The following is a 24,545-nucleotide window of genomic DNA, read 5'->3' on the forward strand; positions in this document are numbered from 1 at the left end:
GGTTCGTTCTCCACGCCTTACACTGTGACATATGACGGCAATTCGTCACAATGACGCCGTGCTGGACGCCGCATACGACTGCGTGCTGGCCTACGGGGTGCGGCGTACGACGCTGACCGACGTCGCGAGGCGGGCGGGGGTGTCGCGCATGACGATCTACCGGGGCTGGCCCGACGTCGGCAGCCTGGTGGGCGACCTGATGACGCGCGAGTGGCTGCGGGTGGTGTCGGGGCTCGACCTGTCGGACCCCGTCGCCGCCGTGGTCGAGGGCGTGCGCGCGCTGCGCGAGCACCCGCTGTGGCGCAAGATCGTGGAGGTCGACCCCGAGCTGCTGCTGCCGTACCTGACGCGGCGCAGGGGCGCCAGCCACGACGCCATCCTCGCCGTGCTCGAAGGCGCGATGAGCCCCGCGCGGGCGCGGACCGTGCTGCTGACCGCCCAGTCGTTCCTGCTGTCGGCCCACACCATGGGCGACCCCGAGACACTCGACGCCGAACTGGCGACCCTCCTGGAGAGGTATCTCACATGAACACCTCGCTGAACGCCGCGCGCAGGCTGGCCGAGCTGGACCGGGTTCGCGTCGAGACCGTGGACGTGCTGGTCGTGGGGCTTGGCGCGACGGGGGCGGGAGTGGCGCTCGACGCCGCCTCCCGCGGCCTCACAGTAGCCGCGATCGACGCCCACGACCTGGCTTTCGGGACCTCCAGATGGAGCTCCAAGATGATCCACGGCGGCCTCCGCTACCTGGCCCAGGGGCAGGTCGGCGTGGCGCGCGAGAGCGCGGTCGAGCGCGGCATCCTGCTCACCCGCACCGCGCCGCACCTGGTGAGGGCGGCCCCGTACCTGCTGCCGCTCACCCCAGAGGTGTCGAGGGCGCAGGCGGCGCTGGTCATGACCGGCTACCGCATGGGAGACGGGCTGCGCGCCGCCGCCCGCACCCCGCGCCGCCTGCTGCCGGGGCCCTCCAGGCTCTCCCCGCCCAGGGCGAGGGCGCTGGCGCCCGTGCTGCGTGAGCGCGGCCTGCGCGGCGCCCTGCTGTCGTGGGACGGCAGGCTGCTCGACGACGCCCGCCTGGTGGTGGCGCTCGCGAGGACCGCGGCGGGCCACGGAGCTCGGATCCTGACCAGGTGCAGGGCGCTGGAGCTGCACCGCGAGGGGGCGCAGGTGCGCGACGAGCTGACCGGCGAGTCGTTCACGATCAGGGCGCGCGTGGTGATCAACGCGGCGGGCGTGTGGGCGGGCGGGCTCACCCCCGGCCTCAGGCTGCGGCCCTCGCGAGGCACCCACCTGGTGCTGCGCGGCGAGACCCTTTCCGGGCTGCGCGCGGGGCTGCACGTGCCGATTCCCGGCGAGAGCAACCGCTTCGCCCTGGTACTCCCCCAGGCCGACGGGCGGGTCCACGTGGGGCTCACCGACGAGCCGCTGGAGGGGCCCGTGCCCGACGTGCCCGAGGTTCCCGAGACGGACGTCAGCGCCCTGCTGACCGTGCTCAACACCGTTCTCGAGGTCCCGGTGGCCAGGAGCCAGGTGGCGGGCGCCTACGCGGGCCTCAGGCCGCTTCTGGAGGCCGAGGGCCGCACGGCCGACCTGTCGCGCAGGCACGCCGTCCTGACGTCGGCGGACGAGGTGATCACCGTCACCGGCGGCAAGCTGACCACGTACCGGCGCATGGCCCAGGACGCGGTCGACCGTGCGGTCCGGCTCAGGAACCTGCCCGCTGGGCCCTGCGTGACGCATCGCCTCCCTCTGGTCGGCGCGCGGCCCTACGACGGCTCCTCACGGCTGGCCGCGCGGTACGGAGGCGAGGCCGAGGCCGTAGGGGCGCTGACGCGGGCGCACCCCGAGCCTGTCGGCGCCGGCGTCACGCTCGGCGAGCTGGTCTGGGCGGTCAGGCACGAGGGCGCGCTCGACGAGGCGGACCTGCTCGATCGCCGCACCAGGATCGGGCTCGTCGCCGAGGACAGGGAGGCCGCGACCGGCGCCGCCCGTCACGCGTTGACCCTCTGAACGCGTGTTGACCCCTCCTGCACACCCCCTAAAGCGTTAGGTTAGTCTTACCTAAGACGGGGATCGGGGGAAGTGACACATGCGCAGGGGCTGCGACCATCCGGCCGGCGCTCACACCGGTGACGTGCCGACCCTTGCGAGCGCCACGGTGGGCGCCCGCATGTGGCTGCTGATCGAGCACGACGGTCCGTGGGCGTCACATCTGGAGAACTGCGACCTTCCCGCCGACATCGCGGAACTCGTGCGCAGAGCGTCGGAACGCGGTATCAGGCCCCAGTTGATCCGCCGTCCGGGGCGCAGGACCCGCCAGCGGGGGCAGGGCCTGCGTGTGCTAGTCGGCTACGCGGCGGGAGCGAACCCCTGGCTCGCGGGGGGTGTCATCGCAGGTCCGGACGATCTTGACTTGGACGCCGTGATGGCCGGAGTGGTCCCAGAGTCCTGCATACTTGAAGACGAGCCGGTATTTCTGGTCTGCACGCACGCCAAGCGCAATGCGTGTTGCGCCCGCATTGGACTACCCCTCGCTCGTCGCCTGGCAGAAGTTTTGCCGGACAGAGTGTGGGAAACCTCACATGTTGGCGGCGATCGCTACGCCGCCAACCTCGTGTGCTTGCCACACGGAATTTTCTACGGCAGCATGTCTCAGGCTGCTGCGATCGCAGCGGCCAACGCGTACCGGTCCGGCGAGGTGATTCTCGACCGTTACCGGGGACGCGCAGGCATCCCTGAGCCATCGCAAGCCGCCGAGCATTTCGCCCGTGTCCACACGGGTGAGCTCTCGGTCGGCGGAGTGGCCGTGGAATCCTCAAGGTCGGAAGGCGACGTCACCGAAGCCATCGTGCGCTGCGGTGAGGTCCGGTTCCAGGTTGTGGTTGAGCCATCGGTGTTCCAAGCACCGTGTGGTACGGCTTGCGCCGAGACGATCACCACCTACCGGCTGGTCTCGCTGGACAGGCTCACGCCTGTGCGGTACGCCACGCCCGCCCTCACCTGATCACGGGAACATCACGGTCCACCCCTGCGTTGGAACAGTGACGCCGAAAGCGTCCAATGCGGCTCAACTACGAAATACCTCTCACGAAGGTGGTTTTCTCATGTCTCAGGTACGTCGGCAGATCGCCCGCCCGCGCCCCAGCTGGGGTTGGCAGGATGATGCCGCGTGCCGAGGTGAGGACCTCGTGCTCTTCTTCGGTCCCGACGGCGAGCGGCAGCCCGAGCGTGACGTTCGCGAGCGGAAGGCCAAGGCGATCTGCGGCCAGTGCCCCGTGCGCGCCGAGTGCCTTGACTACGCGCTGTCCCGGCCCGAGAAGTACGGCACGTGGGGCGGTCTGAACGAGGACGAGCGCGCTTCCGAGCGTCGTCGTCGTATGCGCCGCGCGGCCAGCGCCGGCATCTCCGCCGCCTGAGTTCCACCCCGGCAGCGCCCAGAAAGCTGCGTGATCACGCAGTTGTCCCGATGACCAACTCGAACCCGGTCGGGACAACTGCCTGATCAGGCGAGCGTCCTTCGCTCCTGCGAAGGGCCCAAGACGTTTCAAGCGAAGAAGGCTCCGGTTCAGGCGAACCGGAGCCTTATCGTCATGCCGGTGACCACGCGCATCGCCCTTTCGGAACCCGGCCTCCACGCCGTCTGGCGAGCATTCAGGCGATCAGGTCGTCGAACTCCCCGTCCTTCGCGCCCAGGACGAAGGCGGTGATCTCCGCCTTGGTGTAGATCAGTGCGGGGTCGTCGGGAAAGCGGGAGTTGCGGACCGCGTACTGACCCGTCGGCAGCACGGCCACCTCCACGCAGTTGCCGTCGGGATTGCTGCGTCTGCCCTTGCGCCAGGCCACCGCGAGACTGCTCGCGGTGATGCCGTTGGGAATCTCCCCCATGGTTCCTCCTCGTGCGCGCGAATGCACGTGCATCAGTGCTTGCAGGGCACGAGAATACGGGCTACTAGACGATCTTGCGCAGCCGCTCCAGAAAACGTCGGCTTTCGGCGGGGGTGTCCGCTTGAACGCTCAGCCTGTCCATGACCTTCGTGTAGTGCTCGGACTCGGCGAGCTTGTCCAGGTAGAGCGCGCTCGACAGCTGCTCCATGTAGACCACGTCCGGCAGCTCGGCCTCGGGGAAGCGCAGGATGGAGAACGGCCCGCCGGCCGCCGCGTGCCCGCCCCTGTCGAACGGCATGACCTGGACGGTCACGTTCGGCAGCTCCGAGGCCTCGATGAGGTGCTCGACCTGGGCGCGCATCACCTGCGCGCCGCCGATGGTGCGGCGCAGCACCGCCTCGTCCAGCACCGCCCACAGCGACAAGGGCCGCTCCCCCGTCAAGCGCTGCTGCCTGGTCGTCCTGAGCGCCACCCTGCGCTCCATCTCGCCGGCCGGCGCCCTGTCGTGGGCCAGCGAGATCACCGCGCGGGCGTAGTCGGGCGACTGCAGCAGCCCCGGGACGAACTGGTTCTCGTAGGTGCGGATGATCGAGGCCGCGCCCTCCAGCCCGATGTAGACCTCGAACCAGCCGGGCAGCAGGTCGCTGTACTTGTGCCACCAGCCAGGCTGGTTGGCCTGCCTGGCCAGCTCGATCAGGCGCGCCCTGTCGTCGGGGTCGATCACGCCGTACATGGTGAGCAGGTCGGCGACGTCGCGCTCCTTGAAGCTGACCTGGCCCAGCTCGAGGCGGCTGATCTTCGCGTGCGAGGCGCGGATGGCGTAGCCCGCGTCCTCCCTGGAGATGCCCTTGGCCGTGCGGAGCCTGCGCAGCTGAGCGCCGAGCAGGATGCGCAGCACCGTGGGGCCGCCGCCCTGGGCGGGGCTCAGGGGCCGCACATTCTCCGCCGCTTCCATCGCGCCGTCTCCTTCATCGGGAAAGATCCAGTCTTACACGGATCGGCAGTGGGACGTTCCAAGCGCACGTGCAAATGCGACTTGCATCTGTAAAACATGAAAAGTCTTGCATCGGTAAGCCCTCGCCGTAAATATGGACACTTGGACCGCGTGAAGTATCCGAGCCCCGGGGACCTCCATGACCACTTCCGCAGCACCATGGCACGCCACGAAGGGCACCGCACCGCCCGCGTGGCTCGAGGACCTGCTGTCAGGCGAACCTGGCGAGCAGGTCGCCTTGCTGGAGTTCACGATGCCCGCCGATCCCGCGCTGGTGGGCAGCGCGAGGCGGTTCGTGCGCGCCACCTTCACCGGCTGGGACTCCGGCGAGACCGCCGTCTTCGACGCGCAGCTCGTCGTCTCCGAGCTGATCACCAATGCCATCAGGCACGGGGGCGGCGCCAGATCGCTCAGGCTGATGTGCTCGGAAAGGCGGCTCGGCTGCGCCGTACAGGACTTCAGCGGAGCCGTGCCCGTGGCCTCCACCTCGGGCTTCCTCGCCGAGTTCGGCAGGGGGCTGCCGCTCATCGAGGCGCTGGCGACGGCCTGGGGGTGGCTTCATCCCCCCGGCGGCGGCAAGCTCGTCTGGGCGGCGCTCGCCTGAGGCTCAGCGCGCCCGCAGCAGCGAGAGCACCTCGGCGTCGCCGAGCTGGTCGAAGTACTCGTACCACTGGCCGACCGCGCGGAAGTCCGGCGGTGTGGCCAGCACCACCACCTCGTCCGCCTCACCGCGCAGCATCCTGACCGTCCGCGCCGCTCCGACCGGCGCGGCCAGCGTGAGCCTGTCGGGCTCGGCTGCGGCCAGCGCGCGCAGCGCGGCCCTGGCGGTGACGCCGGTGGCCAGCCCGTCGTCGACCACCACGACGTCGCGCCCCGCCACGTCCGGCAGCGCTCTGCTCCCCCTGTAGACCCGCACCCTGCGCGCCAGCTCCCTTCGCTCGCGCTCCACCACCTCCTCCAGGTCGGCGGTGGTGAGGCCGAGGCGGGCCATCAGCTGCTCGTCGAAGACCGGCTCGCCGCCCTCGGCGATCGCCCCCACACCCAGCTCCGGCGAGTCGGGGTAGCCGATCTTCCTGGTGACCAGGACGTCGAGCACCCCGCCGAGCCTGCGAGCCACGGGCAGCGCCACCGCCACCCCGCCGCGGGGCAGCGCCAGCACGACCGGGTCGTGCAGGCCGAGCAGGCGCTCGGCCAGCAGAGCGCCCGCCTCCGCCCTGTCGATGAAGAGATGGGCCATAGCGCAGTGATACCCGCTGCGGGAGGCGAGCCCCTCCCCTGAGCCGGTCACCGGTGACCTTCACGCTAGGTCACCGGTGACGGCACGGGGACGGCCCCGCTACGGCCTGTTGCGGCCCGAGCGGCGCATCTCCTTGTGGATGATCTTCCACCGGTTCTGCTGCTCCTTGCGCAGCCTGGCGTCGGTTCTGCCGGCCATCCAGGCCGCCTCCCTCTGCAGCTTGAACCAGCTCTCCAGCCGCCGCTCGGCCAGCTCGCCGCTCTCCACCGCCGCCTGTACGGCGCAGCCGGGCTCGCCGTCGTGCCCGCAGTCGCCGAACCTGCAGGAGCCCGCCAGCGCCTCGATGTCGGCGAAGACCAGGTCCACGCCGTCGGTCATCTCGTAGAGCCCGACCCGCCTGATGCCGGGCGTGTCGATGATCAGCCCACCGCCCGGCAGCGGGATGAGCTCCCTGTGCACGGTGGTGTGCCGCCCCCTGCCGTCGCCCGCGCGGACCAGCTGGGTCTCCATGACCCCGTCCCCGGCCAGCGCGTTGACCAGGGTGGACTTGCCCGCGCCCGAAGGCCCGAGCACGACGGCGGTGCGTGAGCCCGCCAGGTAGTCGCGCACCAGCGCGACCCCCTCGCCCAGCACGGAGGAGACGGCGTGCACCGCCACGCCGGGCGCGGCGGCGGCGACGTCGGCCAGCAGGTCGTCGAGGCCCCGCTCGAACAGGTCGGACTTGGTGATGAGGACGACGGGCGTGCCGCCGCTCTCCCACGCCAGCGCCACCAGCCGCTCGATGCGGCCGAGGTCGGCGAAGTCGATGGCGTGCATGGACGGCTCGGCCACGAAGACGAGGTCGACGTTGGCCGCCAGCACCTGCCCCTGACCGTCGCCGGAGAGCCCGCCGCGCGAGGTGCGGCTGACGCCGCCCCTGACGAAGGCGGTACGGCGGGGCAGCACCGCTTCGAGCTCGTGCCGCCCCTCGGGCAGCTCCTTGAGCGCCACCCAGTCGCCGACGCAGGGCAGGGCCACGGGGTCGTCGGAGGAGGCCCGCCGTACGCGGGAGCCGTACTTGACGTGGTGGTGCCCGTCGGCGGAGATGACCTCGGCGGCGCCGCGGTCCACCCTGGCCACTCGTGCGGGGACGGTGCCCGCGGGAAGCTCGGCGGCCAGCGAGTCGGTCCAGCCGAGCAGAGAAAGATCGTGCGTGTTCAACGCTTGGGTACCCTTCGGGAAACCGGGCCCCGCGCGGAATCGGTCAGGCGGGCACCCGGAGGAATTCGGACAGCGTGCAGCTCAGAAAGACCCGCATAGTCCTCACCTCCTGTGTCTCGTGGCCGTCTGCCTGCGGGCACCCTACCACGCGAGCCCCGTGGCCCGCCTGGCCCAGCCGCCCAGGTGACCAGGTGACCGGCGCCCCGACGCGCGCTCGCGCGTCGCTGTACTCCCCGGCCGTGGGCGGCTCATGACAGCGCCCGCCGTCCCCCGAGGAGGGGGACGGCGGGCGCGTCGGCGGTGCTGCGGGGGTCAGCCCAGCCCGGGAGCGGGGAACTGCGCGGTGAGCTCGCTGACCTCGTGGTGGACTCGGGTGATGACGTCCTCGGCGTCGCCCTTGGCCAGCGCGGTGACGACCTCGTCCATCCACGCGCCGATCTGCCGCATCTCGGCCTCCTTCATGCCGCGGGAGGTCACCGAGGGGGTGCCGATGCGGATGCCGGAGGGGTCGAACGGCTTGCGGGTGTCGAACGGCACCGTGTTGTAGTTGGTCTCCAGGCCGGCCCTGTCGAGCGCCTGCGCGGCGGGCTTGCCGCCGATGCCCTTGGGCGTGAGGTCGAGCAGGATCAGGTGGTTGTCCGTGCCGCCCGAGACCAGGTCGAACCCGCGCGAGGACAGCTCCTCCGCCAGGGCCTTGGCGTTGGCGACGACCTGCGCGGCGTACTCGCGGAAGGACGGCTGGGCCGCCTCGTGCAGGGCGACGGCGATCGCCGCGGTGGTGTGGTTGTGCGGGCCGCCCTGCAGGCCGGGGAAGACCGCCTTGTTCAGCGCGGTGGCGTGCTCGTCGGAGGTGGCCATCAGCATGGCCCCGCGCGGGCCGCGCAGCGTCTTGTGCGTGGTGGTGGAGATGACGTCGGCGTGACCGACGGGCGAGGGGTGCGCGCCACCGGCCACCAGACCGGCGATGTGGGCGATGTCGGCGGCGAGGACGGCGCCGACCTCGCGGGCGATCTCGGCGAAGCCCTCGAAGTCGATGGTGCGCGGGATCGCGGTGCCGCCACAGAAGATCAGCTTGGGCCGCTCGCGCAGCGCGATCTCCCTGACCTCGTCCATGTCGATGCGGCCGGTGTCCTGGCGAACGCCGTAGCGGACGGGGTTGAACCACTTGCCGGTGGCGCTGACCGACCAGCCGTGGGTCAGGTGGCCGCCGAAGGGCAGGCCCATGCCCATGACGGTCTCGCCCGGCTGCAGGAAGGCCATGTAGATGGCCAGGTTGGCGGGCGAGCCCGAGTAGGGCTGCACGTTGGCGTGGTTGACGCCGAAGACGGCCTTGGCACGCTCGATCGCCACGGTCTCGATCTGGTCGATGACCTGCTGGCCCTCGTAGTAGCGCTTGCCCGCGTAGCCCTCGGAGTACTTGTTGGTCAGGACCGTGCCGGTGGCCTCGAGCACCGCCTTGGAGACGTAGTTCTCGGAGGCGATCAGCTTGACGGTGTCGGCCTGGCGGCGCTCCTCGGCCTTGATGAGGTCGGCGATCTGCGGGTCCACGTTGGCGAGAGAACTCATGACTCCCCTGTCGTCATTGACAATGTGCGAAGACCCAGGCGCTCGGCCTTCGCCCCCTTCCGCTCCCCGGTGGTAGCCCCACCCAAATGCGCCAGTCGCGACGCCTAGACGATATCGGATGTCAGCCGGCCGTACGGCTGGCCCTCGTCGCTCCCTCGCCCGGCCACAGCCTGTCCACCTCGGCGTTCAGTATCGCTCCGATGAGGACGGCGAGCGCGGTGATGTACAGCCACAACAGCACGGCGATGGGCGTGGCCAGCGAGCCGTAGATGGAGACAGGCGAGATCCAGGCGGCCAGGACCGCGCGCAGCACGGCCGCGCAGATGATCCACAGGAACAGCGCCAGGATCGCCCCCGGCAGCTCCCTGTACCACTTGGTGCGCACCGGGACGCTCACGTGGTACAGCACGGTCAGGAACATGACCGAGCCGAGGATCACGGTCGGCCAGTAGAGGACGTCGACGAGCGCGCCGTAGTCGGGCGGCAGCCCGTCCTTCAGCAGGGTCGGCCCGATGACCAGCACCGGCATGACGATGATGCCGATGACCAGGCCGATCAGGTAGAGCCCGAAGGACATCAGCCTGGTGCGGATGATGCCGCGCTCCTCGCCCAGGCCGTAGGCGACGGAGATGAGGTCCACGTAGACGTAGAGCGCCCTCGAGCCCGACCACAGCGACAGCAGGAAGCCGAGCGAGATCAGTGAGACCTTGCCCGCGTCGTCGCGCAGCACGTCCTCGATCAGCGGGGTCACCACGCCCGCGACGGCCTCGGGGGTGAACAGCAGGGCGGCCTGCTGCTCGACCCAGGTCCTCACCTCCTCGACGATGGTCGGCCCGAGCCAGACCCCGAGCTTGGCCAGCACGCCGATGAGGGCGAGGACGAACGGCGGCAGGGACAGCAGCGCGAAGAAGGCGGCCTCACCGGCCAGGCCCGTGACCCGGTAGGTGACGCCGGCGTCCACGGACGCGCGAACGATGGCCCACGACCGGGTGTCGAGCACCCAGTTGAGCCGCTCCCTCGCGCGGCTCATGCTGAGCCGCGGGCCGCGCCGTTTGGTGCGCGGCGGTACGTCGGTGGACGTCATGGCACCCAAGGTATTCGCTGTCACCGGTCACTTCCCGCGACGACCTGTGACAATCCCATCTCGTGTCAGGTTTCGACGATACGCGCGCCGAGGGGCAGGAGGGAGACGGGGATCATCTTGATGTTGGCCACGCCGAGCGGAATGCCGATGATCGAGACGAACAGCGGGATCGCCGTGATGACGTGCCCGAGCGCCAGCCACCAGCCCGCGAAGACCAGCCAGACGACGTTGCCGATGGTCGACATCGCGCCCGCGTCGGAGTCGCGCACGACGGTCCTGCCGAACGGCCACAGCGCGTAGGCGGCGATCCTGAACGAGGCGATGCCGAAGGGGATCGTGACGATCAGGACGCAGCAGATGATGCCGGCGATCACATAGCCGATCGCCAACCAGATCCCGGCCAGGACCAGCCAGATGACGTTCAGGATTGTCCGCATAGTTCCAGCATGTCAGGACCTATCCAAAAAGATCATCCGGTATCGCCCTGAATCGCCCCTGAGGGAGCCCTGCCCTTGCCGGGCGGGCCGGCGAACGCCTGCGCCACCGCCATCCACCGGCCCGCCGTCGCGCCCTCGGCGACCAGCCCGGTGTCGGTGAGGTGACGACGCTGGGTGACGAGCAGGCAGAAGCCGAGCATCGGGCCGCGCACCACGTCCGCCGCCCCTTCCGGGCCCGCCGTCCACGGCGTGCCGTCCGGCATGGTCAGCTCCACCCGCACGGGGTCGCGCGGCGCGGGCAGGCCCCGCACCGCGAACCCGTACGGCATCGCCCGCACGCCCAGCGTCGCCACGTGCCTGAGCCTGGCGGTGGGCGTCCTGGTCACGCCCAGCGCGTCGGCGATGTCCTGTCCGTGGGCCCAGGTCTCCATCAGGCGCGCGGTGGCGAAGGAGGCGGCCGACATCGGCGGGCCGTACCACGGCAGCCTGGTCCTGGGGTCGAGCGTGGCGAAGGTCTCCAGCATGCGGGCGCGGGCCGTACGGAACCAGGCGTGCACCGCCTCCGCCCGCAGCGCGCGGGCCTCGATCACGAGGTCGTCGACGGACACGTCCGTGCGGAGGGAGCCAGGCTCGGTGACCACCCTGGTGGCCGCCTCGTCGAACCAGGCCAGGTGGCCGACCTGGTCGCGAGCGGTCCACCCCTCGGCCGGGGTGGGCAACTCCCAGTCGGCGCCCTCCAGCAGGGCCTCCAGGTCGGCGGTCTCGGCGCGCAGGTCGGCGAGTAGTTCTGCGAAGAAGTCCACGGTGAATAATCAAGAGGTGATCTGCGAGAAGTGCAAGGAGCGGCTGCACGAGGAGTGCAGGGGCGGATCCTGGTGCGACTGCCAGCACCAGGGCGAGGAGAGGCCTCAGGAGTCGGAGCTCGACTGGCCCAGACAGGGCTGAAGATCGTCCAGACTGTGGACCCGGCCTTGGACATACCCGACCACCGAGGTATGGTTCGAGGTATGCCAGCGGACCCGATGCTCGTCGTGCGACGTCACGTCGACCTTCAGCGTGTCCGTAGTGCCATCTGTAGCGACGCCCGCTAACTCCTTCCCGTTTTCTGTAACGGCGCGCGCGTCGCACCAGCCCAAAGCTCAGCCCCTGCACTCGACGAAGAGGCAGGAGGAGGGTAACGCGCGCCCACGAACCCAAAGGACGCGCTATGACCACCCCTGCCAGCCGGCATCACAAGCGCCCGCGTGGCGAAGGTCAGTGGGCTCTCGGCTACCGCGAGCCGCTCAACAAGAACGAGGAGAACAAGAAGAACGACGATGGGCTGAACGTCCGCCAGCGCATCATCGACGTCTACTCCAAGCGCGGCTTCGACTCCATCGACCCTGCCGACCTGCGCGGACGCATGCGGTGGTACGGCCTCTACACCCAGCGCAAGCCCGGCATCGACGGCGGGAAGACGGCCATCCTCGAGCCCGAGGAGCTCGACGACCGCTACTTCATGCTCCGCGTCCGCATCGACGGCGGCCAGCTGTCGCTGGAGCAGCTGCGGGTGCTCGCCGACATCTCCAACCTGTACGGCAGGGGCACCGCCGACCTCACCGACCGGCAGAACATCCAGTACCACTGGATCGAGATCGAGGCGGTGCCCGACATCTGGGCGCGCCTCGAGGCCGTCGGCCTGTCGACCACCGAGGCCTGCGGTGACACGCCGCGCGTGATCCTCGGCTGCCCGCTGGCCGGCATCGACACCGAGGAGGTGCTCGACGCCACCGAGCAGATCCGCGAGGTGCACGACCGCTTCATCGGCGATCCGGCCTACTCCAACCTGCCGCGCAAGTTCAAGACGGCGATCTCCGGCTGCCCCGCGCACTGCACGGTGCACGAGATCAACGACGTGGCCTTCGTCGCGGTCGTCAACGAGCACGGCGAGAAGGGCTACGACCTGTGGGTGGGCGGCGGCCTGTCCACCAACCCGATGTTCGGCAAGCGCATCGGCGTGTTCGTCCGTCCCGACCAGGTGAGCGATGTCTACGGCGGCGTGATCGGCATCTTCCGCGACTACGGCTACCGCCGCCTGCGCCACCGCGCCCGCATCAAGTTCCTCGTCAACGACTGGGGCGTGGAGAAGTTCCGCGACGTGCTCCAGACCGAGTACCTCAAGGAGGACCTGCCCGACGGCCCCGCGCCCGAGCAGCCCCGCGACAGCCGCCGCGACCACGTCGGCGTGCACCCGCAGAAGGACGGCAACTTCTACGTCGGCTTCGCGCCCAGGGTCGGCCGCGTCGACGGCGACAAGCTGCACCTGATCGCCGACCTGGCCGAGCGCCACGGCTCGGCGAGGGTGCGCACCACCGTCGAGCAGAAGATGGTCATCCTCGACGTCGCGCCCGACCGGGTCGACTCGCTGGTGGCCGCGCTGGAGGCCATCGACCTGCAGGTCAACCCCTCCACCTTCCGCCGTCAGACGATGGCCTGCACCGGCATCGAGTACTGCAAGCTCGCCATCGTCGAGACCAAGGCGACGGCCTCCCACCTCATCGACGAGTTGGAGCAGCGGCTGCCGGCCTTCGCCGAGCCGCTCACCATCAACGTCAACGGCTGCCCCAACTCCTGCGCCCGCATCCAGGTCGCCGACATCGGCCTGAAGGGCCAGCTCGTCGTCAACGACCAGGGCGAGCAGGTCGAGGGCTTCCAGATCCACCTGGGCGGCTCCCTCGGCGTCAACCCGGGCTTCGGCCGCAAGGTCCGAGGGCTGAAGACGACCGCCGACGAGCTGCCCGACTACGTGGAGCGGGTCGTGACCCACTTCGAGGAGCAGAAGAAGGACGGCGAGTCGTTCTCCGACTGGGTCCAGCGAGCAGACGAGGCGGACCTGAAATGAGCGAGCGAGCGGTCCCCTTCCACTGCCCCTACTGCGGCGACGAGGACCTGGAGCCCTACGAGGGCGACGGGGGCTGGTACTGCAGGTCCTGCGTGCGCGCCTTCAAGCTGAAGTTTCTCGGAATCGGAGTGAAGATATGACGCTCGTCGACCTCGAAGTCACGTTAAGAGAGCAACGCGGCACGCTCGACCTGCAGGCCATCGTCGAGTCCGCTGCCGTGTTCCTGGAGGACGCCCCCGCCCGCGAGATCATCCGGTGGGCGGCCGCGACGTTCGGCGACCGGTTGTGCCTGACCTCCTCGATGAGCGACGCCCTGCTGATCGACCTGGTGAGCAGGGTGAAGCCGGGGGTGGACGTGTTGTTCATCGACACGGGCTACCACTTCGCCGAGACGATCGGCACCCGTGACGCGGTCCAGCAGGTCTATGACGTCAACGTGATCAACGTGCAGCCCTCGCGGACGGTCGGTGAACAGGAGCGCGACCTCGGTCCCCGCCTGTTCGGCCGCAACCCCGACCTGTGCTGCTACCTGCGCAAGGTGGAGCCGCTGAACAGGGCGCTCGAGCCGTACCTCGCCTGGATCTCCGGTATCCGCCGCGACGAGTCGCCCACCCGCACGGGCACCAGGGTCGTGGAGTGGGACGCCAAGCGCCAGATGGTCAAGGTCAACCCGATCGCCAGGTGGACCCAGGACGACGTCGACAACTACATGTCCGACAACGGCGTGCTGATCAACCCGTTGCACTATGACAACTATCCCTCGATCGGCTGCGCGCCCTGCACCCGCCAGGTCGCCGACGGCGAGGACCCGCGCAGCGGCCGCTGGGCGGGCATGGGGAAGACCGAATGCGGCATTCACCTGTGATCTCCGCACCTGTGATCTCCGCACCTCCGGCCACCGCCGGGCGGCATCCGGCGGGTGAGGGGGCGCGCCTTGGCAGGGGCGCGGTCCCGTTGGTCGCGGTGGCGCACGGGTCGCGCGACCCGCGCGCCGCCGCGACCGTGGAGGCGCTTCTCGAGCGGGTCAGGCAGGCGCGGCCCGGCCTGACGGTCCGCTCGGCCTACCTCGACCACGGCCCGCCCACGCTGGCCCAGGCGCTGCACGGCCTGCGCGAGGCGGTCGTGCTGCCGCTGCTGCTGACCGAGGCCTACCACAGCCGCGTCGACCTGCCCGCCGCGCTCGCCGAGGCGCGCGCCCGCGACTCGCTGCTGCGGGTGCGTTACGGCACGACGCTGGGCCCGCACCCGCTGCTGCTGCCGGCGCTGGAGCGCCGCCTGTCCGAGGCCGGGGTACGGCCCGGCGCGCCCGACACCGCGCTGGTGCTGGTCTCGGCGGGTTCGAGTGACGCCAGGGCCAACGCCGTCATCGCCGACCTGGCGAGCGCCTGGACGGCCCGTCCCTCCTGGGCGGCTCCCGGGTTCCATGAAGGCGGTGCAGGCCGATGGTGGGAGGTGGTCCCGGCCTACGCCTCGGCCGCGGGGCCGACGCCCGCCGAGGCCGTGGCGTCGCTGCGGGCCGCGGGAGCGCCGAGGGTGGCGGTCGCGCCGTACCTGCTCGCACCCGGGTTCTTCGCCGACAAGGTGCGCAGGGACACGCTGGCGGCCGGCGCCGACGTGGTGGCCGACGTGCTCGGCCCCTCCCCCGAGCTCGTGGAGGTCGTGCTGGAGCGTTACACGAGCGCGCTGAGGCACGAGCCTGTCAGGGTGCCCGCCTGAGGGCCTGAGGGGACCGTCACGGCCCCCGCCTGCCGTCTCGGCCGCCTGGCCGCACGCAAGGGCCCATGGGGGCGCTCGGACGCGCTCGGTCGGGCTCGGTCAGTCGGGCTCGGTCAGTCGGGCTCGGTCAGTCGCGGCCGAGCTGCCTGGGCTCGCCCCACAGGTGCTCGCCGCCCAGCCCGAGGTGCTCGCGCCACGCCGACCAGCCGCGCTTGATCGGCTTGGCCCTGGAGTCGCCGATCACCTTGACGTCGCCCATGACGGCGTAGGCGTGCACGCGCACCACCGGCACGTTCATGCCGGGCGCCGCCTCCATCACGTCGACCTTCTTGTCGCCCATGATCGCCATGCCGTCAAGGTCCACGTCCACGCCGTCGGGCACGATGATCTTCACATCGCCCATCACCGACACCGCGGTGACGTCGATGACGTTGGTGCGCACCTCGGCCTCGCGCAGGTCGAGCAGCACGTCGCCCATGACCGCCACCGCGCCGAGCTCCTGCTCGACCTTCCACTTGCCGCGCCGCTTGGTGTCACCCATGATCGCCACGAACCAGCGCCGTTTGCGGGAGGGCGAGGGAACGGGCGAGGGCGCGTACGTGCCCTCGGCGGGCAGGTCCTGGGTGAGCAGCGCCAGCTGGGCGTGCGTGGTGGCCAGGTAGGCCGCCTCGGTCCTGTCCGTCAGCTCGACCAGCGTGAGCCTGCCCTCGACGGAGGCGACCCGCAGCCGCTCGACGACGGCCTCCCTTTCCATGTCAGAGGCGCGCAGTTCCCCCGGTTCACTCATAGACGCAACATATCGCGTTTTGTCGTTCCTGCGGAGGGGCAAACCTCGAACCGCTCGCTCTCCACGGCGGCGGGCACCACTCGACCGGGCCGGGATCCGGGTGGGGATCCAGGTCGAGATCCAGGTCCAGGGCCTGGGCTGCGCTAGGGTCCGTGACATGCATGAGGAACAGCTCTACCGGGCGGCGCTGGCCGGAAACCTGGAGACCGTGAGCGACCTGCTGGCCGGTGGCGCCGACCCCAACGTGGTCAGCGAGGGCGAGGACGAGGGGCTCCCGCTGTGCGGGGCCGCGGCGTGGAACCACGTGCCGGTCGTGGGCGCGCTGCTTGCCGCGGGCGCCGACGTCAACGGCAGGGAGCCCGGCGGCTGGCAGGCGCTGGCGTGGGCGGCGGCCAACGGGCACGCGGAGAGCGCCCAGGTGCTCATCGAGGCGGGCGCCGAGGTCGACGCCGCCAACGACGCCGGTGACACGCCATTGACGCTGGCGGCCAGGCGCGGCGCGCTCGGCGTGGTGCAGGTGCTGCTGGCGGCCGGCGCGGACGTCGGGAAGTACGACGGCGACGGCGACAGCGCGCTCGACATCGCGGCCGACTGGGTGGGCGTGCATCTCGAGAGCGCGCTGCTCGACCAGATCCAGCACGACGGTCCCGACGACAGGCAGTACGTCGTGACCAGGCAGTACGCCAAGGACGGCACCGAGCTGGTGACGGTGACGGCGCTGACCGCCGACGGCGAGCGCACCGTCGAGGCCCAGGCGCAGCGCGGCCACGCCGCGATCGCGACCGTGCTGGAGGAGGCCGAGGGCGTCGAGACCCCGGTGGAGCAGCTGGTCGCGCGGGCGCTGGCGCACCGCGACACCGACGAGGACGCCGAGACCTGGTGGATCGTCGCCGACAACCTCGCCAGGCGCGGCGACGAGGAGACCTACGAGGCGCTGTCCAGGCTGTGCGTCAGCGAGGACGCCCGCGAGCGCGAGTTCGGCGTCGACGCGATCGCCCAGTTCGGCGTCACCGAGGACGGCGAGAAGCCTTATCGCGAGCGCACCCTGCCGCTGCTGCAGAAGATGGCCACCACGGAGGGCAACCCGCAGGTGCTGCGCTCGGTGCTGTCCGCGCTCGGCCACCAGGGCGACCACAGGGCGCTGCCGCAGGTGCTCGACATCATCGGCAGGCCCGGCCACAAGCGGACGATGACCGATGCCATCGCCCTGGCCGACGTGCTGCCGAACGACCACGCCGAGGGGCTGGCGCTGCTGATCGACATGACGGGCGACTCCGACGAGGAGGTCCGCGACTGGGCCACCACCGGTCTCGCCAACCTCGACGCCGACACTCCCGGCATCCGGGAGGCCCTGGCCGCGCGGCTGACGGACACCGATCTGCACACCGTGGCCGAGGCCGCCCGCGGGCTCGCGCTGCGCAAGGACGAGCGGGCCAGGCAGGGCATCGAGCGGGTGCTGGCCGAAAGCGACGACGACTACGCCCGCGACGTGGCCGAGGAGGCCAGGACGACGCTGGGCTCCTGACGGCGCAGGGGAAGGCGGGTGACGAGCCACGCCGTGAGGCCGTTCGGTTCACACGGAGCGTCAGGTCGCGCTAACGTTCCGTGGTCACTTCCGGCTTGGCCACCCGCAAGGAGCGTGTGTGAAGACCAGACTCGCTGTCGCTTCGGCGTTGCTCGTCGCCCTCCTGCCGGTCCCCGCCGCCCAGGCGGCCGCGCCGCGTCGTGACGCGTGCGCGGCCGACGCCGCCAGGGCGCTCGACGCCCAGCTGCGGCGGCATCCAGGAGGCAGGCGGGTCGACGGCAACACCGTCGCCTACGACGGCGGGGCGCTGTCGGTCCATGTCTTCCCCGAGACCTGCGCGCGCTTCGACGGCCTCGGCGACTGCGACTCGGGCGTGGCCTGCTTCTGGCAGAGGGCGGGCTACCTGGGCACGCAGTGGGTGCTGAGCGCCGCCGACAGGTGGACCGACCTGCGGGTCGGCTCGTTCGGCTCGGCGCACAACAACCACGCGGGCCAGCTGCTGCTGCGACGCGAGAGGACCGGGGCGACGGTCAAGATCTTCCCCTCCGACACCGGCAGCCGCGACACGAGGCCTCCCGGCGAGGCCGCGCCGGTGGGCAGGGCGGGCTGGGCCTGCCTGCGGACCTCATCGCGCGGCTGCGCCTGACGGACGGGCGAGCCCGCGCGATGACACGCCCCCTGGCGTGGCAGGTTACGCACGGTTACCGGGATATGTTGGGATTTTCCAGCGAAAGGACATCGCCATGGCGACCACTCGTACCGCGACGACCCAGTGGAAGGGCGCGCTGCTCGACGGTTCGGGCACCGTTTCGCTCGACACCTCGAAGGTCGGCACCTTCGACGTCTCCTGGCCCTCGCGTGCCGAGGCCGCGAACGGCAAGACCTCCCCTGAGGAGCTCATCGCGGCGGCGCACTCCTCCTGCTTCTCGATGGCGTTCTCGCACGCCCTCGCCCAGGCCGGCACCCCTCCGCAGACCGTGGAGACCAAGGCCGACGTGACGTTCCAGCCTGGCGAGGGCATCACGGGCATCGTGCTCAGCGTGCGCGCCCACGTGCCCGGCATCACGGCCGAGCAGTTCCAGGAGACGGCCGAGGCGGCGAAGGCGAACTGCCCGGTGAGCAAGGCGCTCACCGGCACGACCATCACGCTCAACGCCGAACTGCTCTCCTGAAGCGCCGCGGCCTCCCGCGCGCCCCGCGCGGGAGGCCGCCCAGATGACCGAATTGGAACTCCAGGTGAGGTGCTAGAGCCGTCCTGGCGACGAAGAGGCGGACACGTGCGACAATTGGGCCACATGCGAGAGGTCTGGCCGGGCGAGCCTTATCCACTCGGCGGCACCTGGGATGGAGTCGGCACCAGCTTCGCGGTGTTCTCCGAGGTCGCCGAGCGGATCGAGCTGTGCCTGTTTCACGATGACGGCTCCGAGGAACGCCTCGACCTTCCCGAGGTCGACGGCTTCGTATGGCATGGCTACCTACCGGGGATCGCCCCTGGCCAGCGGTACGGCTACCGCGTCCACGGCCCCTACGATCCCTCACGGGGCTACCGGAGCAACCCCGCCAAGCTGCTGCTCGATCCCTACGCCAAGGCGATCGAGGGTGAGCTGCGCTGGAACGAGGCGGTCTTCCCCTACCACTTCACCGACCCTGCGAAGATCAACACCGTCGACAGCGCGCCGTACATGCCGAAGAACGTGGTCATCAATCCGTTCTTCGAATGGGGCAACGACAGGTCGCCGCGCACGCCGTACCACCAGACGGTCATCTACGAGGCGCACGTGCGCGGGCTCACCATGCGCCACCCCTCGGTCCCCGAGGAGCAGCGCGGCACCTACGCGGGCATCGGGCACCCCGCGGTCATCGACCACCTGCTCTCGCTCGGGGTCACCGCGGTCGAGCTGATGCCGGTGCACCACTTCGTCCCCGAGCACTTCCTGGTCGCCCGCGGGCTGACCAACTACTGGGGCTACAACACGATGGCCTACCTGGCCCCGCACGGCGCCTACTCCAGCGCGGGGCAGCGCGGCGAGCAGGTGCTGGAGTTCAAGGCGATGGTGCGGGCGCTGCACGAGGCGGGCATCGAGGTGATCCTCGACGTGGTCTACAACCACACCGCCGAGGGCGACCACATGGGCCCGACCCTCGGCTTCCGCGGCATCGACAACAGCGCCTACTACCGCCTGCACGACGGCGACAGGCGCTACTACCTCGACTACACCGGCTGCGGCAACAGCCTCAACGTGCGCTCGCCCCACGCGCTGCAGCTGATCATGGACTCCCTGCGCTACTGGGTGCTCGACATGCACGTCGACGGCTTCCGCTTCGACCTGGCCGCCGCGCTGGCCCGCGAGCTGCACGACGTCGACAGGCTGAGCGCCTTCTTCGACCTCATCCAGCAGGACCCGGTGATCTCGCAGGTCAAGCTCATCGCCGAACCGTGGGACGTCGGCCCTGGCGGCTACCAGGTCGGCAACTTCCCTCCCCTGTGGACGGAGTGGAACGGCAAGTACCGCGACTCGGTGCGCGACTTCTGGCGCGGCACCGGCTCGGCGCTGCCCGAGTTCGCCTCCAGGCTGGCCGGCTCCGCCGACCTCTACGCCTCCTCCGGACGCCGCCCGGTCGCCTCCATCAACTTCGTCACATGCCACGACGGCTTCACCCTCAACGACCTGGTCTCCTACAACCGCAAGCACAACGAGGAGAACGGCGAGGAGAACCGCGACGGCACCGACGACAACCGCTCGTGGAACTGCGGCGCCGAGGGCCCGGTCGAGGATCCCGAGATCGTCAGGCTGCGCCACCGCCAGCGCCGCAACTTCCTGACCACGCTGTTCCTGTCGCAGGGCGTGCCGATGATCTCGCACGGCGACGAGCTCGGCCGCACGCAGCGCGGCAACAACAACGCCTACTGCCAGGACAACGACATCTCCTGGGTCGACTGGTCGCTGGCCCGCACCGAGAACGGTCTGCTCGACTTCGTCCGCGCGCTGTCGAGGCTGCGCCGCGAGCACCCGGTCTTCCAGCGCCGCCGCTTCTTCGCGGGACGCACCCATGAGGACAACAGGCGCGACCTGGTCTGGCTGACCCCCGCGGGCGCCGAGATGAGCGCGGGCGACTGGCACACCGGCTACGCCAAGTCCATGGGGGTCTACCTCAACGGCGAGGCGATCACCGAGCCTGGCCCTCGCGGCGAGCGGATCGTGGACGACTCCTTCCTGCTGCTGATCAACGCCCACCACGAGGACATGACGTTCACGCTGCCCGGCGCCGAGTTCGCCGCCTCGTGGGTGGTCGTGCTCGACACCAACGACGACACGCCCCGCGAGGACCCCTATCCCGACGAGCAGCTCGCGCCCGGCACGCAGGTGGAGGTCACCTCCAGGAGCATCCAGGTCCTGCGCCACCCGCGGCGGGTCGTCTAGGGCGTGTTTCATAAACCGCGGAGCCACTCGTTGATCGCAGCGATGGTGAGTGTGGCCTCGAAGCGGACAGCGAGCTTGTCGTACCGCGTAGCCATGGCACGGTTCTGTTTAAGCTGGTTGATGCCACATTCCACGGCATGACGCCGACGGTAGAGGGCGGCGTCGAAGGCTGGAGGCCGCCCGCCCTTGGAACCCTTCGCGCGCCGGTGAGCGTCCTGGTCGGCCTTACTCGGGATGCATGCCTTGATCCCACGCCGGCGCAAATGGTCGCGGTTGGCCTTGCTGGTGTAGGCCTTGTCGGCCAGGACCCGATCGGGACGAGTCCGGGGCCGGCCACCACCAAGACGGCTGATGCGGATCTTGTTCAGCACTGGGATGAACTGCGGGCTGTCACCCCGCTGACCGGCCGTCACCAGCAGGGCCAGGGGTTTGCGGCCCTGCTCGCAGACCAGGTGTGTCTTGGTGGTCAGCCCACCGCGTGAACGGCCCAACGCATGACCGTCCGGTTCGCTGTGCACCCCACCAGGCGGTTCCTTCTGCAGGTGACCGTCCCGGCGTGCCCCAGCGGCATGCTGGTGGGCCCGGCTGATCGTGGAGTCCACACTCGCCGTCCAGCCGATCTTCCCGGCGGCGTCCGCGTGCGCCTGCAACGCTGCCAGGATCTTCGCCCAGGTGCCATCACGCTGCCAGCGGCGGAACCGGCCATACACCGTTGACCAGGGCGCATAAAGCTCAGGGACGTCCCGCCACGGCGCGCCGGTCCGAATCCGCCAGCGGATCCCGTCGATCAACTGCCGCCTGCTCCATTTCGGCGGACGACCGCGGCCCGAAGGGGCGGGTAACAGCGGTTCCAGCGCTGCCCATTGCCCGTCGGTCAGGTCGTGCCGCCTCGTCACCGCTACGCTGGCCACGAGGTCTCCGGTACTTGGCTCTTCTTGGTCGTTGAACCAACTACCGGAGGCCTCGTCGTTTATCGATGACCGCCACGCCGCAAGCCCTCAAAGACCCTTTTGGAAACACGGCCTAGCCCGCCGGGCCAGGGCCGTGGCTAGCCGATCGAGGAGGCTGCCACCAGCACCAGGACGAACGTCGTCAGGCCCACCAGGCCGTGGGCCACCACGGCCAGCACGGGGAAGCGCTGCTCGGCGCCCCTGGCGTGCCGTCCGCCGCCCAGCCATCGGGTGAACATGGTGAAGCCCAGCAGCGCGGCCACCGACAGCACGCCGAAGGCCAGCCAGGCCAGCAGGCGCTGGCCGGTCAGCAGGTAGGCCACCCAGAAGGCCAGCGCCGTGACGGCCAGCGCGGGGTGGGAGAAGACCAACGTGGTCGGGAAGCGCGTCACCTTGGTCGCCTGCTGCCGCAGCCCACCGCCCGACAGCCAGAGGTAGAGCAGATAGACGCCGATCAGAGCATTGATCACCCAGGCCGCAACCGTGACCAGACCCACTGGGCCTCCCAGATTCCCCGATCCCTGCCGCCACGTTATGCACAAACAGCTATGTACGTCCTCTGATACACCAAACTGCTAATAACGCCCCTCGCCCCGGTTGTCGGGGCCGTGTGCCAAGGTAGAGGGGTGCGTCGCATCCATCCCGACATAACAGACGATCCAGACATCCCCCAGGCCTACGCCTACCCCGCCGACCGGCCGTGGCTGCGCGTCAACATGGTCGCGAGCGCCGACGGCGGCGCGTGGATCAAGGGCTTGTCCGGCGGCCTGTCCAGCAAGGGCGACAGGCGCATCTTCGGGGTCCTTCGCGGGCTGTCGGACGTGGTCCTCGCCGGAGCGGCGACCGTCAGGACCGAGGGCTACGGCCCCGCCAAGCCCCGCGAGTCGTGGGCGCCGCTGCGGGAGGGCAGGCCCGCCGCGCCGCCCGTCGCGGTGGTGACCCGCAGGCTCGACCTCGATCTGGGCAGCCCGCTGTTCACCGAGGCCGCGCCCGACGCCAGGACCATCGTGATCACCTGCGAGGCCGCGCCCAAGGACCGCCGCACCGAGGCGGCCGATCGGGCCGAGGTGATCGTCGCGGGCGACGACAGGGTCGAGCTCGACCTGGCCGCCGCCGCGCTGCACGAGCGCGGGCTCACGAGGATCCTGTGCGAGGGCGGGCCCAGGCTCAACGGGCAGCTCGCGGCCGCGGGTCTCATCGACGAGCTGTGCCTGTCGGTCAGCCCGATGCTGATCGCGGGCGGCGCCGCGCGCATCCTGAACGGCGAGGCGGGCCAGACCGACCTGCGTCTCGCGCAGGTGCTGGAGGAGGAGGGCGTCCTCTTCTGCCGATACATCAGGGAGTAGGCCATGGACGACGAACTCGAACTCCACCTCGATCTGCCCGTGCTGCCGCCGGTCGCGCCGATGCTGGCCAAGGCGGTCAAGGGCATGCCCAAGCAGAACGGCACGCTGTTCTACGAGCCCAAGTGGGACGGCTTCCGCTGCGTCATCTTCCGCGACGGCGACGAGGTCTTCCTGGGCAGCCGCAACGAGCGGCCCTTCACCCGCTACTTCCCCGAGCTGGTCGAGGCGGTCAGGGCCGAGCTGCCCGACAAGTGCGTGGTCGACGGCGAGATCGTGCTGCGCAAGGGGCAGGAGCTCGACTTCGAGGCGCTGCAGCAGCGCATCCACCCGGCCGCCTCGCGGGTGAAGATGCTCTCCGAGCAGACGCCCGCCTCGTTCGTCGCCTTCGACCTGCTCGCCTTGGGCACGCAGTCGCTGATGGAGACCCCCTTCGCCGAGCGCCGCGCCAGGCTGGAGTCGATCTTCCCCGAGGCGGGCGGGTCGATCAGGCTCACCCCCGTGACCACCGACGACGAGCGGGCCTCGGAGTGGTTCGAGATGTTCGAGGGGGCGGGGCTCGACGGCATCATCGTCAAGCCGGGTGACCAGCCGTACCTGCCCGACAAGAGGGCCATGTTCAAGGTCAAGCACGAGCGCACGGCCGACGTGGTGATCGCGGGATACCGCGAGCACAAGAGCGGGCCGATCGTGGGGTCGCTGCTTCTGGGGCTCTACGGCCCCGACGGCAGACTGCACCACGTGGGCGTGGCGGCCTCCTTTCCGATGGCGCGAAGGGCCGAGCTGGTGGAGGAGCTCACGCCCTACCTCGCCAAGCTGGGCGAGCACCCGTGGGGCGAGTGGGCCGACCAGGCCCTGCTGCGGGTGGGCCAGCCGGCGGCCACCCCGTCGAGCGGAGGGCAGCGCATGCCGGGCGCCGTCTCACGATGGAACGCCAAGAAGGACCTGTCGTTCATCCCGCTCAGGCCCGAGCTGGTGATCGAGGTGGCCTACGACAGCATGGAGGGCGACAGGTTCCGGCACACCGCGCAGTTCCGCCGCTGGCGGCCGGACCGGACGCCCGAATCCTGCACGTATGAGCAACTCGAGAAGCCGATTTCGTACAACCTCGATGACATTCTTGCCCGCTGACCACAAGATGCGTTATATCTCGATCTATGACGTCATCAACGGGCGATGAGCTGCGCGCGGCCGTCGCGGCACGCCGCGACCTCGGCCCCGACTTCGAGGACTCCATCGTCGAGTCCTTCCTCGACAAGATGGGCAAGGAGGTCGACAGGCGCGTCGACGAGCGCATGGCGGCCGACTCCGGACACATGCGGCGCCAACTCCAGCAGCAGCAGAACGTCGCGGGAATGCGGCTGGCGCTGGCGATCGTCTCCCTCGTGATGGGCACGATCGCGACCGTCGCCCTCACCCTCGGCGAGTCGGACCTCCTGGCCTATCTGGCGGTGTGGGGCGGCGTCGCACTGGTCAACATCGCCTTCACGCTGAGCTCGACGCGCCGCTAGCCGCCGCCAG

Annotated in this window: 29 protein-coding genes and 1 riboswitch; of the genes, 18 read left to right on the forward strand and 11 right to left on the reverse strand. The window is 70.2% G+C overall.

Annotation, left to right across the window (positions count from 1 at the left end):
- Positions 1–31: 31 nt before the first annotated feature.
- The 4 genes from FHR33_RS12220 to FHR33_RS12235 all read left to right on the forward strand — a co-directional run bounded on the left by FHR33_RS12220 (position 32) and on the right by FHR33_RS12235 (position 3,413).
- Positions 32–529, forward strand: coding sequence for a TetR/AcrR family transcriptional regulator (locus FHR33_RS12220; protein WP_183646178.1), 498 nt, complete (start codon positions 32–34; stop codon positions 527–529).
- Positions 526–2,007, forward strand: coding sequence for a glycerol-3-phosphate dehydrogenase/oxidase (locus FHR33_RS12225; RefSeq protein ID WP_183646180.1), 1,482 nt, complete (start codon positions 526–528; stop codon positions 2,005–2,007). Before FHR33_RS12220 ends, FHR33_RS12225 begins: the two co-directional genes overlap by 4 nt.
- Positions 2,008–2,167: 160 nt before the next feature.
- Positions 2,168–3,001: a sucrase ferredoxin gene (locus tag FHR33_RS12230; RefSeq protein WP_246451792.1), complete on the forward strand. Its 834-nt coding sequence runs from the start codon at positions 2,168–2,170 to the stop codon at positions 2,999–3,001.
- A gap of 100 nt (positions 3,002–3,101) precedes the next feature.
- Positions 3,102–3,413, forward strand: coding sequence for a WhiB family transcriptional regulator (locus tag FHR33_RS12235; RefSeq protein ID WP_183646185.1), 312 nt, complete (start codon positions 3,102–3,104; stop codon positions 3,411–3,413).
- Positions 3,414–3,648: 235 nt separating this feature from the next.
- Here FHR33_RS12235 and FHR33_RS12240 read toward each other — a convergent pair whose 3' ends face one another.
- The gene (locus FHR33_RS12240) at positions 3,649–3,882 is read right to left on the reverse strand and encodes a DUF397 domain-containing protein (RefSeq protein ID WP_183646187.1); all 234 of its coding nucleotides are present in this window, start codon (positions 3,880–3,882) and stop codon (positions 3,649–3,651) included.
- 64 nt (positions 3,883–3,946) lie between these two features.
- Entirely contained in the window at positions 3,947–4,837 is an 891-nt protein-coding gene (locus FHR33_RS12245) for a Sco1979 family transcriptional regulator (protein ID WP_183646189.1), read from the reverse strand.
- 178 nt (positions 4,838–5,015) lie between these two features.
- Here FHR33_RS12245 and FHR33_RS12250 point away from each other — a divergent pair, with 178 nt between their 5' ends.
- Positions 5,016–5,480, forward strand: a complete 465-nt coding sequence (locus FHR33_RS12250; protein WP_183646190.1) for an ATP-binding protein — start codon at positions 5,016–5,018, stop codon at positions 5,478–5,480.
- A 3-nt stretch (positions 5,481–5,483) separates the two neighbouring features.
- On the opposite strand, the gene FHR33_RS12255 is transcribed toward FHR33_RS12250, so the two are convergent.
- The 6 genes from FHR33_RS12255 to FHR33_RS12280 all read right to left on the reverse strand — a co-directional run bounded on the left by FHR33_RS12255 (position 5,484) and on the right by FHR33_RS12280 (position 11,203).
- Positions 5,484–6,113, reverse strand: coding sequence for a phosphoribosyltransferase (locus tag FHR33_RS12255; RefSeq protein WP_183646192.1), 630 nt, complete (start codon positions 6,111–6,113; stop codon positions 5,484–5,486).
- Between the two features lie 99 nt (positions 6,114–6,212).
- Positions 6,213–7,313 (reverse strand): ribosome small subunit-dependent GTPase A, encoded by a 1,101-nt coding sequence (gene rsgA, locus FHR33_RS12260; RefSeq protein ID WP_183646194.1) that lies wholly within the window; start codon positions 7,311–7,313, stop codon positions 6,213–6,215.
- A gap of 312 nt (positions 7,314–7,625) precedes the next feature.
- Positions 7,626–8,903: a serine hydroxymethyltransferase gene (glyA, locus tag FHR33_RS12265; protein ID WP_428834758.1), complete on the reverse strand. Its 1,278-nt coding sequence runs from the start codon at positions 8,901–8,903 to the stop codon at positions 7,626–7,628.
- Position 8,904: 1 nt separating this feature from the next.
- Positions 8,905–8,988, reverse strand: a riboswitch (ZMP/ZTP riboswitch).
- 12 nt (positions 8,989–9,000) lie between these two features.
- Positions 9,001–9,963, reverse strand: coding sequence for a YihY/virulence factor BrkB family protein (locus FHR33_RS12270; protein ID WP_221241073.1), 963 nt, complete (start codon positions 9,961–9,963; stop codon positions 9,001–9,003).
- 65 nt (positions 9,964–10,028) lie between these two features.
- On the reverse strand, positions 10,029–10,400 hold the full coding sequence (locus tag FHR33_RS12275) for a YccF domain-containing protein (RefSeq protein ID WP_183646197.1): 372 nt from the start codon (positions 10,398–10,400) through the stop codon (positions 10,029–10,031).
- A 32-nt stretch (positions 10,401–10,432) separates the two neighbouring features.
- On the reverse strand, positions 10,433–11,203 hold the full coding sequence (locus tag FHR33_RS12280) for a TIGR03084 family metal-binding protein (RefSeq protein WP_183646199.1): 771 nt from the start codon (positions 11,201–11,203) through the stop codon (positions 10,433–10,435).
- A gap of 1 nt (position 11,204) precedes the next feature.
- Here FHR33_RS12280 and FHR33_RS12285 point away from each other — a divergent pair, with 1 nt between their 5' ends.
- From FHR33_RS12285 to FHR33_RS12305, 6 genes are all read left to right on the forward strand, one after another.
- Positions 11,205–11,345, forward strand: a complete 141-nt coding sequence (locus FHR33_RS12285) for a hypothetical protein (protein ID WP_183646201.1) — start codon at positions 11,205–11,207, stop codon at positions 11,343–11,345.
- Positions 11,346–11,407: 62 nt separating this feature from the next.
- Positions 11,408–11,491, forward strand: coding sequence for a putative leader peptide (locus tag FHR33_RS53240; RefSeq protein ID WP_350655632.1), 84 nt, complete (start codon positions 11,408–11,410; stop codon positions 11,489–11,491).
- A 116-nt stretch (positions 11,492–11,607) separates the two neighbouring features.
- Entirely contained in the window at positions 11,608–13,281 is a 1,674-nt protein-coding gene (locus FHR33_RS12290) for a nitrite/sulfite reductase (protein WP_183646203.1), read from the forward strand.
- Positions 13,278–13,421: an Insertion element protein gene (locus FHR33_RS12295; RefSeq protein ID WP_183646205.1), complete on the forward strand. Its 144-nt coding sequence runs from the start codon at positions 13,278–13,280 to the stop codon at positions 13,419–13,421. Before FHR33_RS12290 ends, FHR33_RS12295 begins: the two co-directional genes overlap by 4 nt.
- Positions 13,418–14,146 carry a phosphoadenylyl-sulfate reductase gene (locus FHR33_RS12300; protein WP_183646207.1) on the forward strand — a complete coding sequence of 243 codons (729 nt, stop codon included), beginning with the start codon at positions 13,418–13,420 and terminating at the stop codon, positions 14,144–14,146. Before FHR33_RS12295 ends, FHR33_RS12300 begins: the two co-directional genes overlap by 4 nt.
- Positions 14,143–14,997 carry a sirohydrochlorin chelatase gene (locus FHR33_RS12305; protein WP_376773135.1) on the forward strand — a complete coding sequence of 285 codons (855 nt, stop codon included), beginning with the start codon at positions 14,143–14,145 and terminating at the stop codon, positions 14,995–14,997. Before FHR33_RS12300 ends, FHR33_RS12305 begins: the two co-directional genes overlap by 4 nt.
- Before the next feature lie 127 nt (positions 14,998–15,124).
- Here the strand turns inward: FHR33_RS12305 and FHR33_RS12310 are convergent, their stop codons facing one another.
- Positions 15,125–15,784: a DUF1707 SHOCT-like domain-containing protein gene (locus FHR33_RS12310; RefSeq protein WP_183646213.1), complete on the reverse strand. Its 660-nt coding sequence runs from the start codon at positions 15,782–15,784 to the stop codon at positions 15,125–15,127.
- Between the two features lie 157 nt (positions 15,785–15,941).
- On the opposite strand from FHR33_RS12310, the gene FHR33_RS12315 reads away from it, so the two are divergent.
- From FHR33_RS12315 to glgX, 4 genes are all read left to right on the forward strand, one after another.
- Positions 15,942–17,309, forward strand: coding sequence for an ankyrin repeat domain-containing protein (locus FHR33_RS12315; RefSeq protein WP_246451794.1), 1,368 nt, complete (start codon positions 15,942–15,944; stop codon positions 17,307–17,309).
- A gap of 118 nt (positions 17,310–17,427) precedes the next feature.
- A complete protein-coding gene (locus FHR33_RS12320; RefSeq protein WP_183646215.1) occupies positions 17,428–17,955 on the forward strand; it encodes a hypothetical protein in 528 nt (175 codons plus the stop codon).
- A gap of 97 nt (positions 17,956–18,052) precedes the next feature.
- Positions 18,053–18,481, forward strand: a complete 429-nt coding sequence (locus FHR33_RS12325; RefSeq protein ID WP_183646218.1) for an OsmC family protein — start codon at positions 18,053–18,055, stop codon at positions 18,479–18,481.
- A gap of 123 nt (positions 18,482–18,604) precedes the next feature.
- The gene (gene glgX / locus FHR33_RS12330; protein WP_183646221.1) at positions 18,605–20,731 is read left to right on the forward strand and encodes a glycogen debranching protein GlgX; all 2,127 of its coding nucleotides are present in this window, start codon (positions 18,605–18,607) and stop codon (positions 20,729–20,731) included.
- An 8-nt stretch (positions 20,732–20,739) separates the two neighbouring features.
- Here glgX and FHR33_RS12335 read toward each other — a convergent pair whose 3' ends face one another.
- Both FHR33_RS12335 and FHR33_RS12340 read right to left on the reverse strand, forming a co-directional pair.
- Entirely contained in the window at positions 20,740–21,627 is an 888-nt protein-coding gene (locus FHR33_RS12335) for an IS5 family transposase (RefSeq protein ID WP_312895989.1), read from the reverse strand.
- Positions 21,628–21,779: 152 nt separating this feature from the next.
- Complete coding sequence (locus FHR33_RS12340; protein WP_312895492.1) at positions 21,780–22,151, reverse strand: hypothetical protein; 372 nt, start codon at positions 22,149–22,151, stop codon at positions 21,780–21,782.
- Positions 22,152–22,307: 156 nt separating this feature from the next.
- On the opposite strand from FHR33_RS12340, the gene FHR33_RS12345 reads away from it, so the two are divergent.
- The 3 genes from FHR33_RS12345 to FHR33_RS12355 are packed head-to-tail and all read left to right on the forward strand — an operon-like array spanning position 22,308 to position 24,535.
- The gene (locus tag FHR33_RS12345) at positions 22,308–23,027 is read left to right on the forward strand and encodes a pyrimidine reductase family protein (RefSeq protein ID WP_183646226.1); all 720 of its coding nucleotides are present in this window, start codon (positions 22,308–22,310) and stop codon (positions 23,025–23,027) included.
- Positions 23,028–23,030: 3 nt separating this feature from the next.
- Positions 23,031–24,155, forward strand: coding sequence for an ATP-dependent DNA ligase (locus FHR33_RS12350; protein ID WP_183646229.1), 1,125 nt, complete (start codon positions 23,031–23,033; stop codon positions 24,153–24,155).
- A gap of 26 nt (positions 24,156–24,181) precedes the next feature.
- Positions 24,182–24,535, forward strand: coding sequence for a hypothetical protein (locus tag FHR33_RS12355; RefSeq protein ID WP_183646232.1), 354 nt, complete (start codon positions 24,182–24,184; stop codon positions 24,533–24,535).
- Positions 24,536–24,545: the final 10 nt, after the last annotated feature.

The sequence above is a fragment of the Nonomuraea dietziae genome, from assembly GCF_014195505.1.
GTDB classification, from domain to species: domain Bacteria; phylum Actinomycetota; class Actinomycetes; order Streptosporangiales; family Streptosporangiaceae; genus Nonomuraea; species Nonomuraea roseola.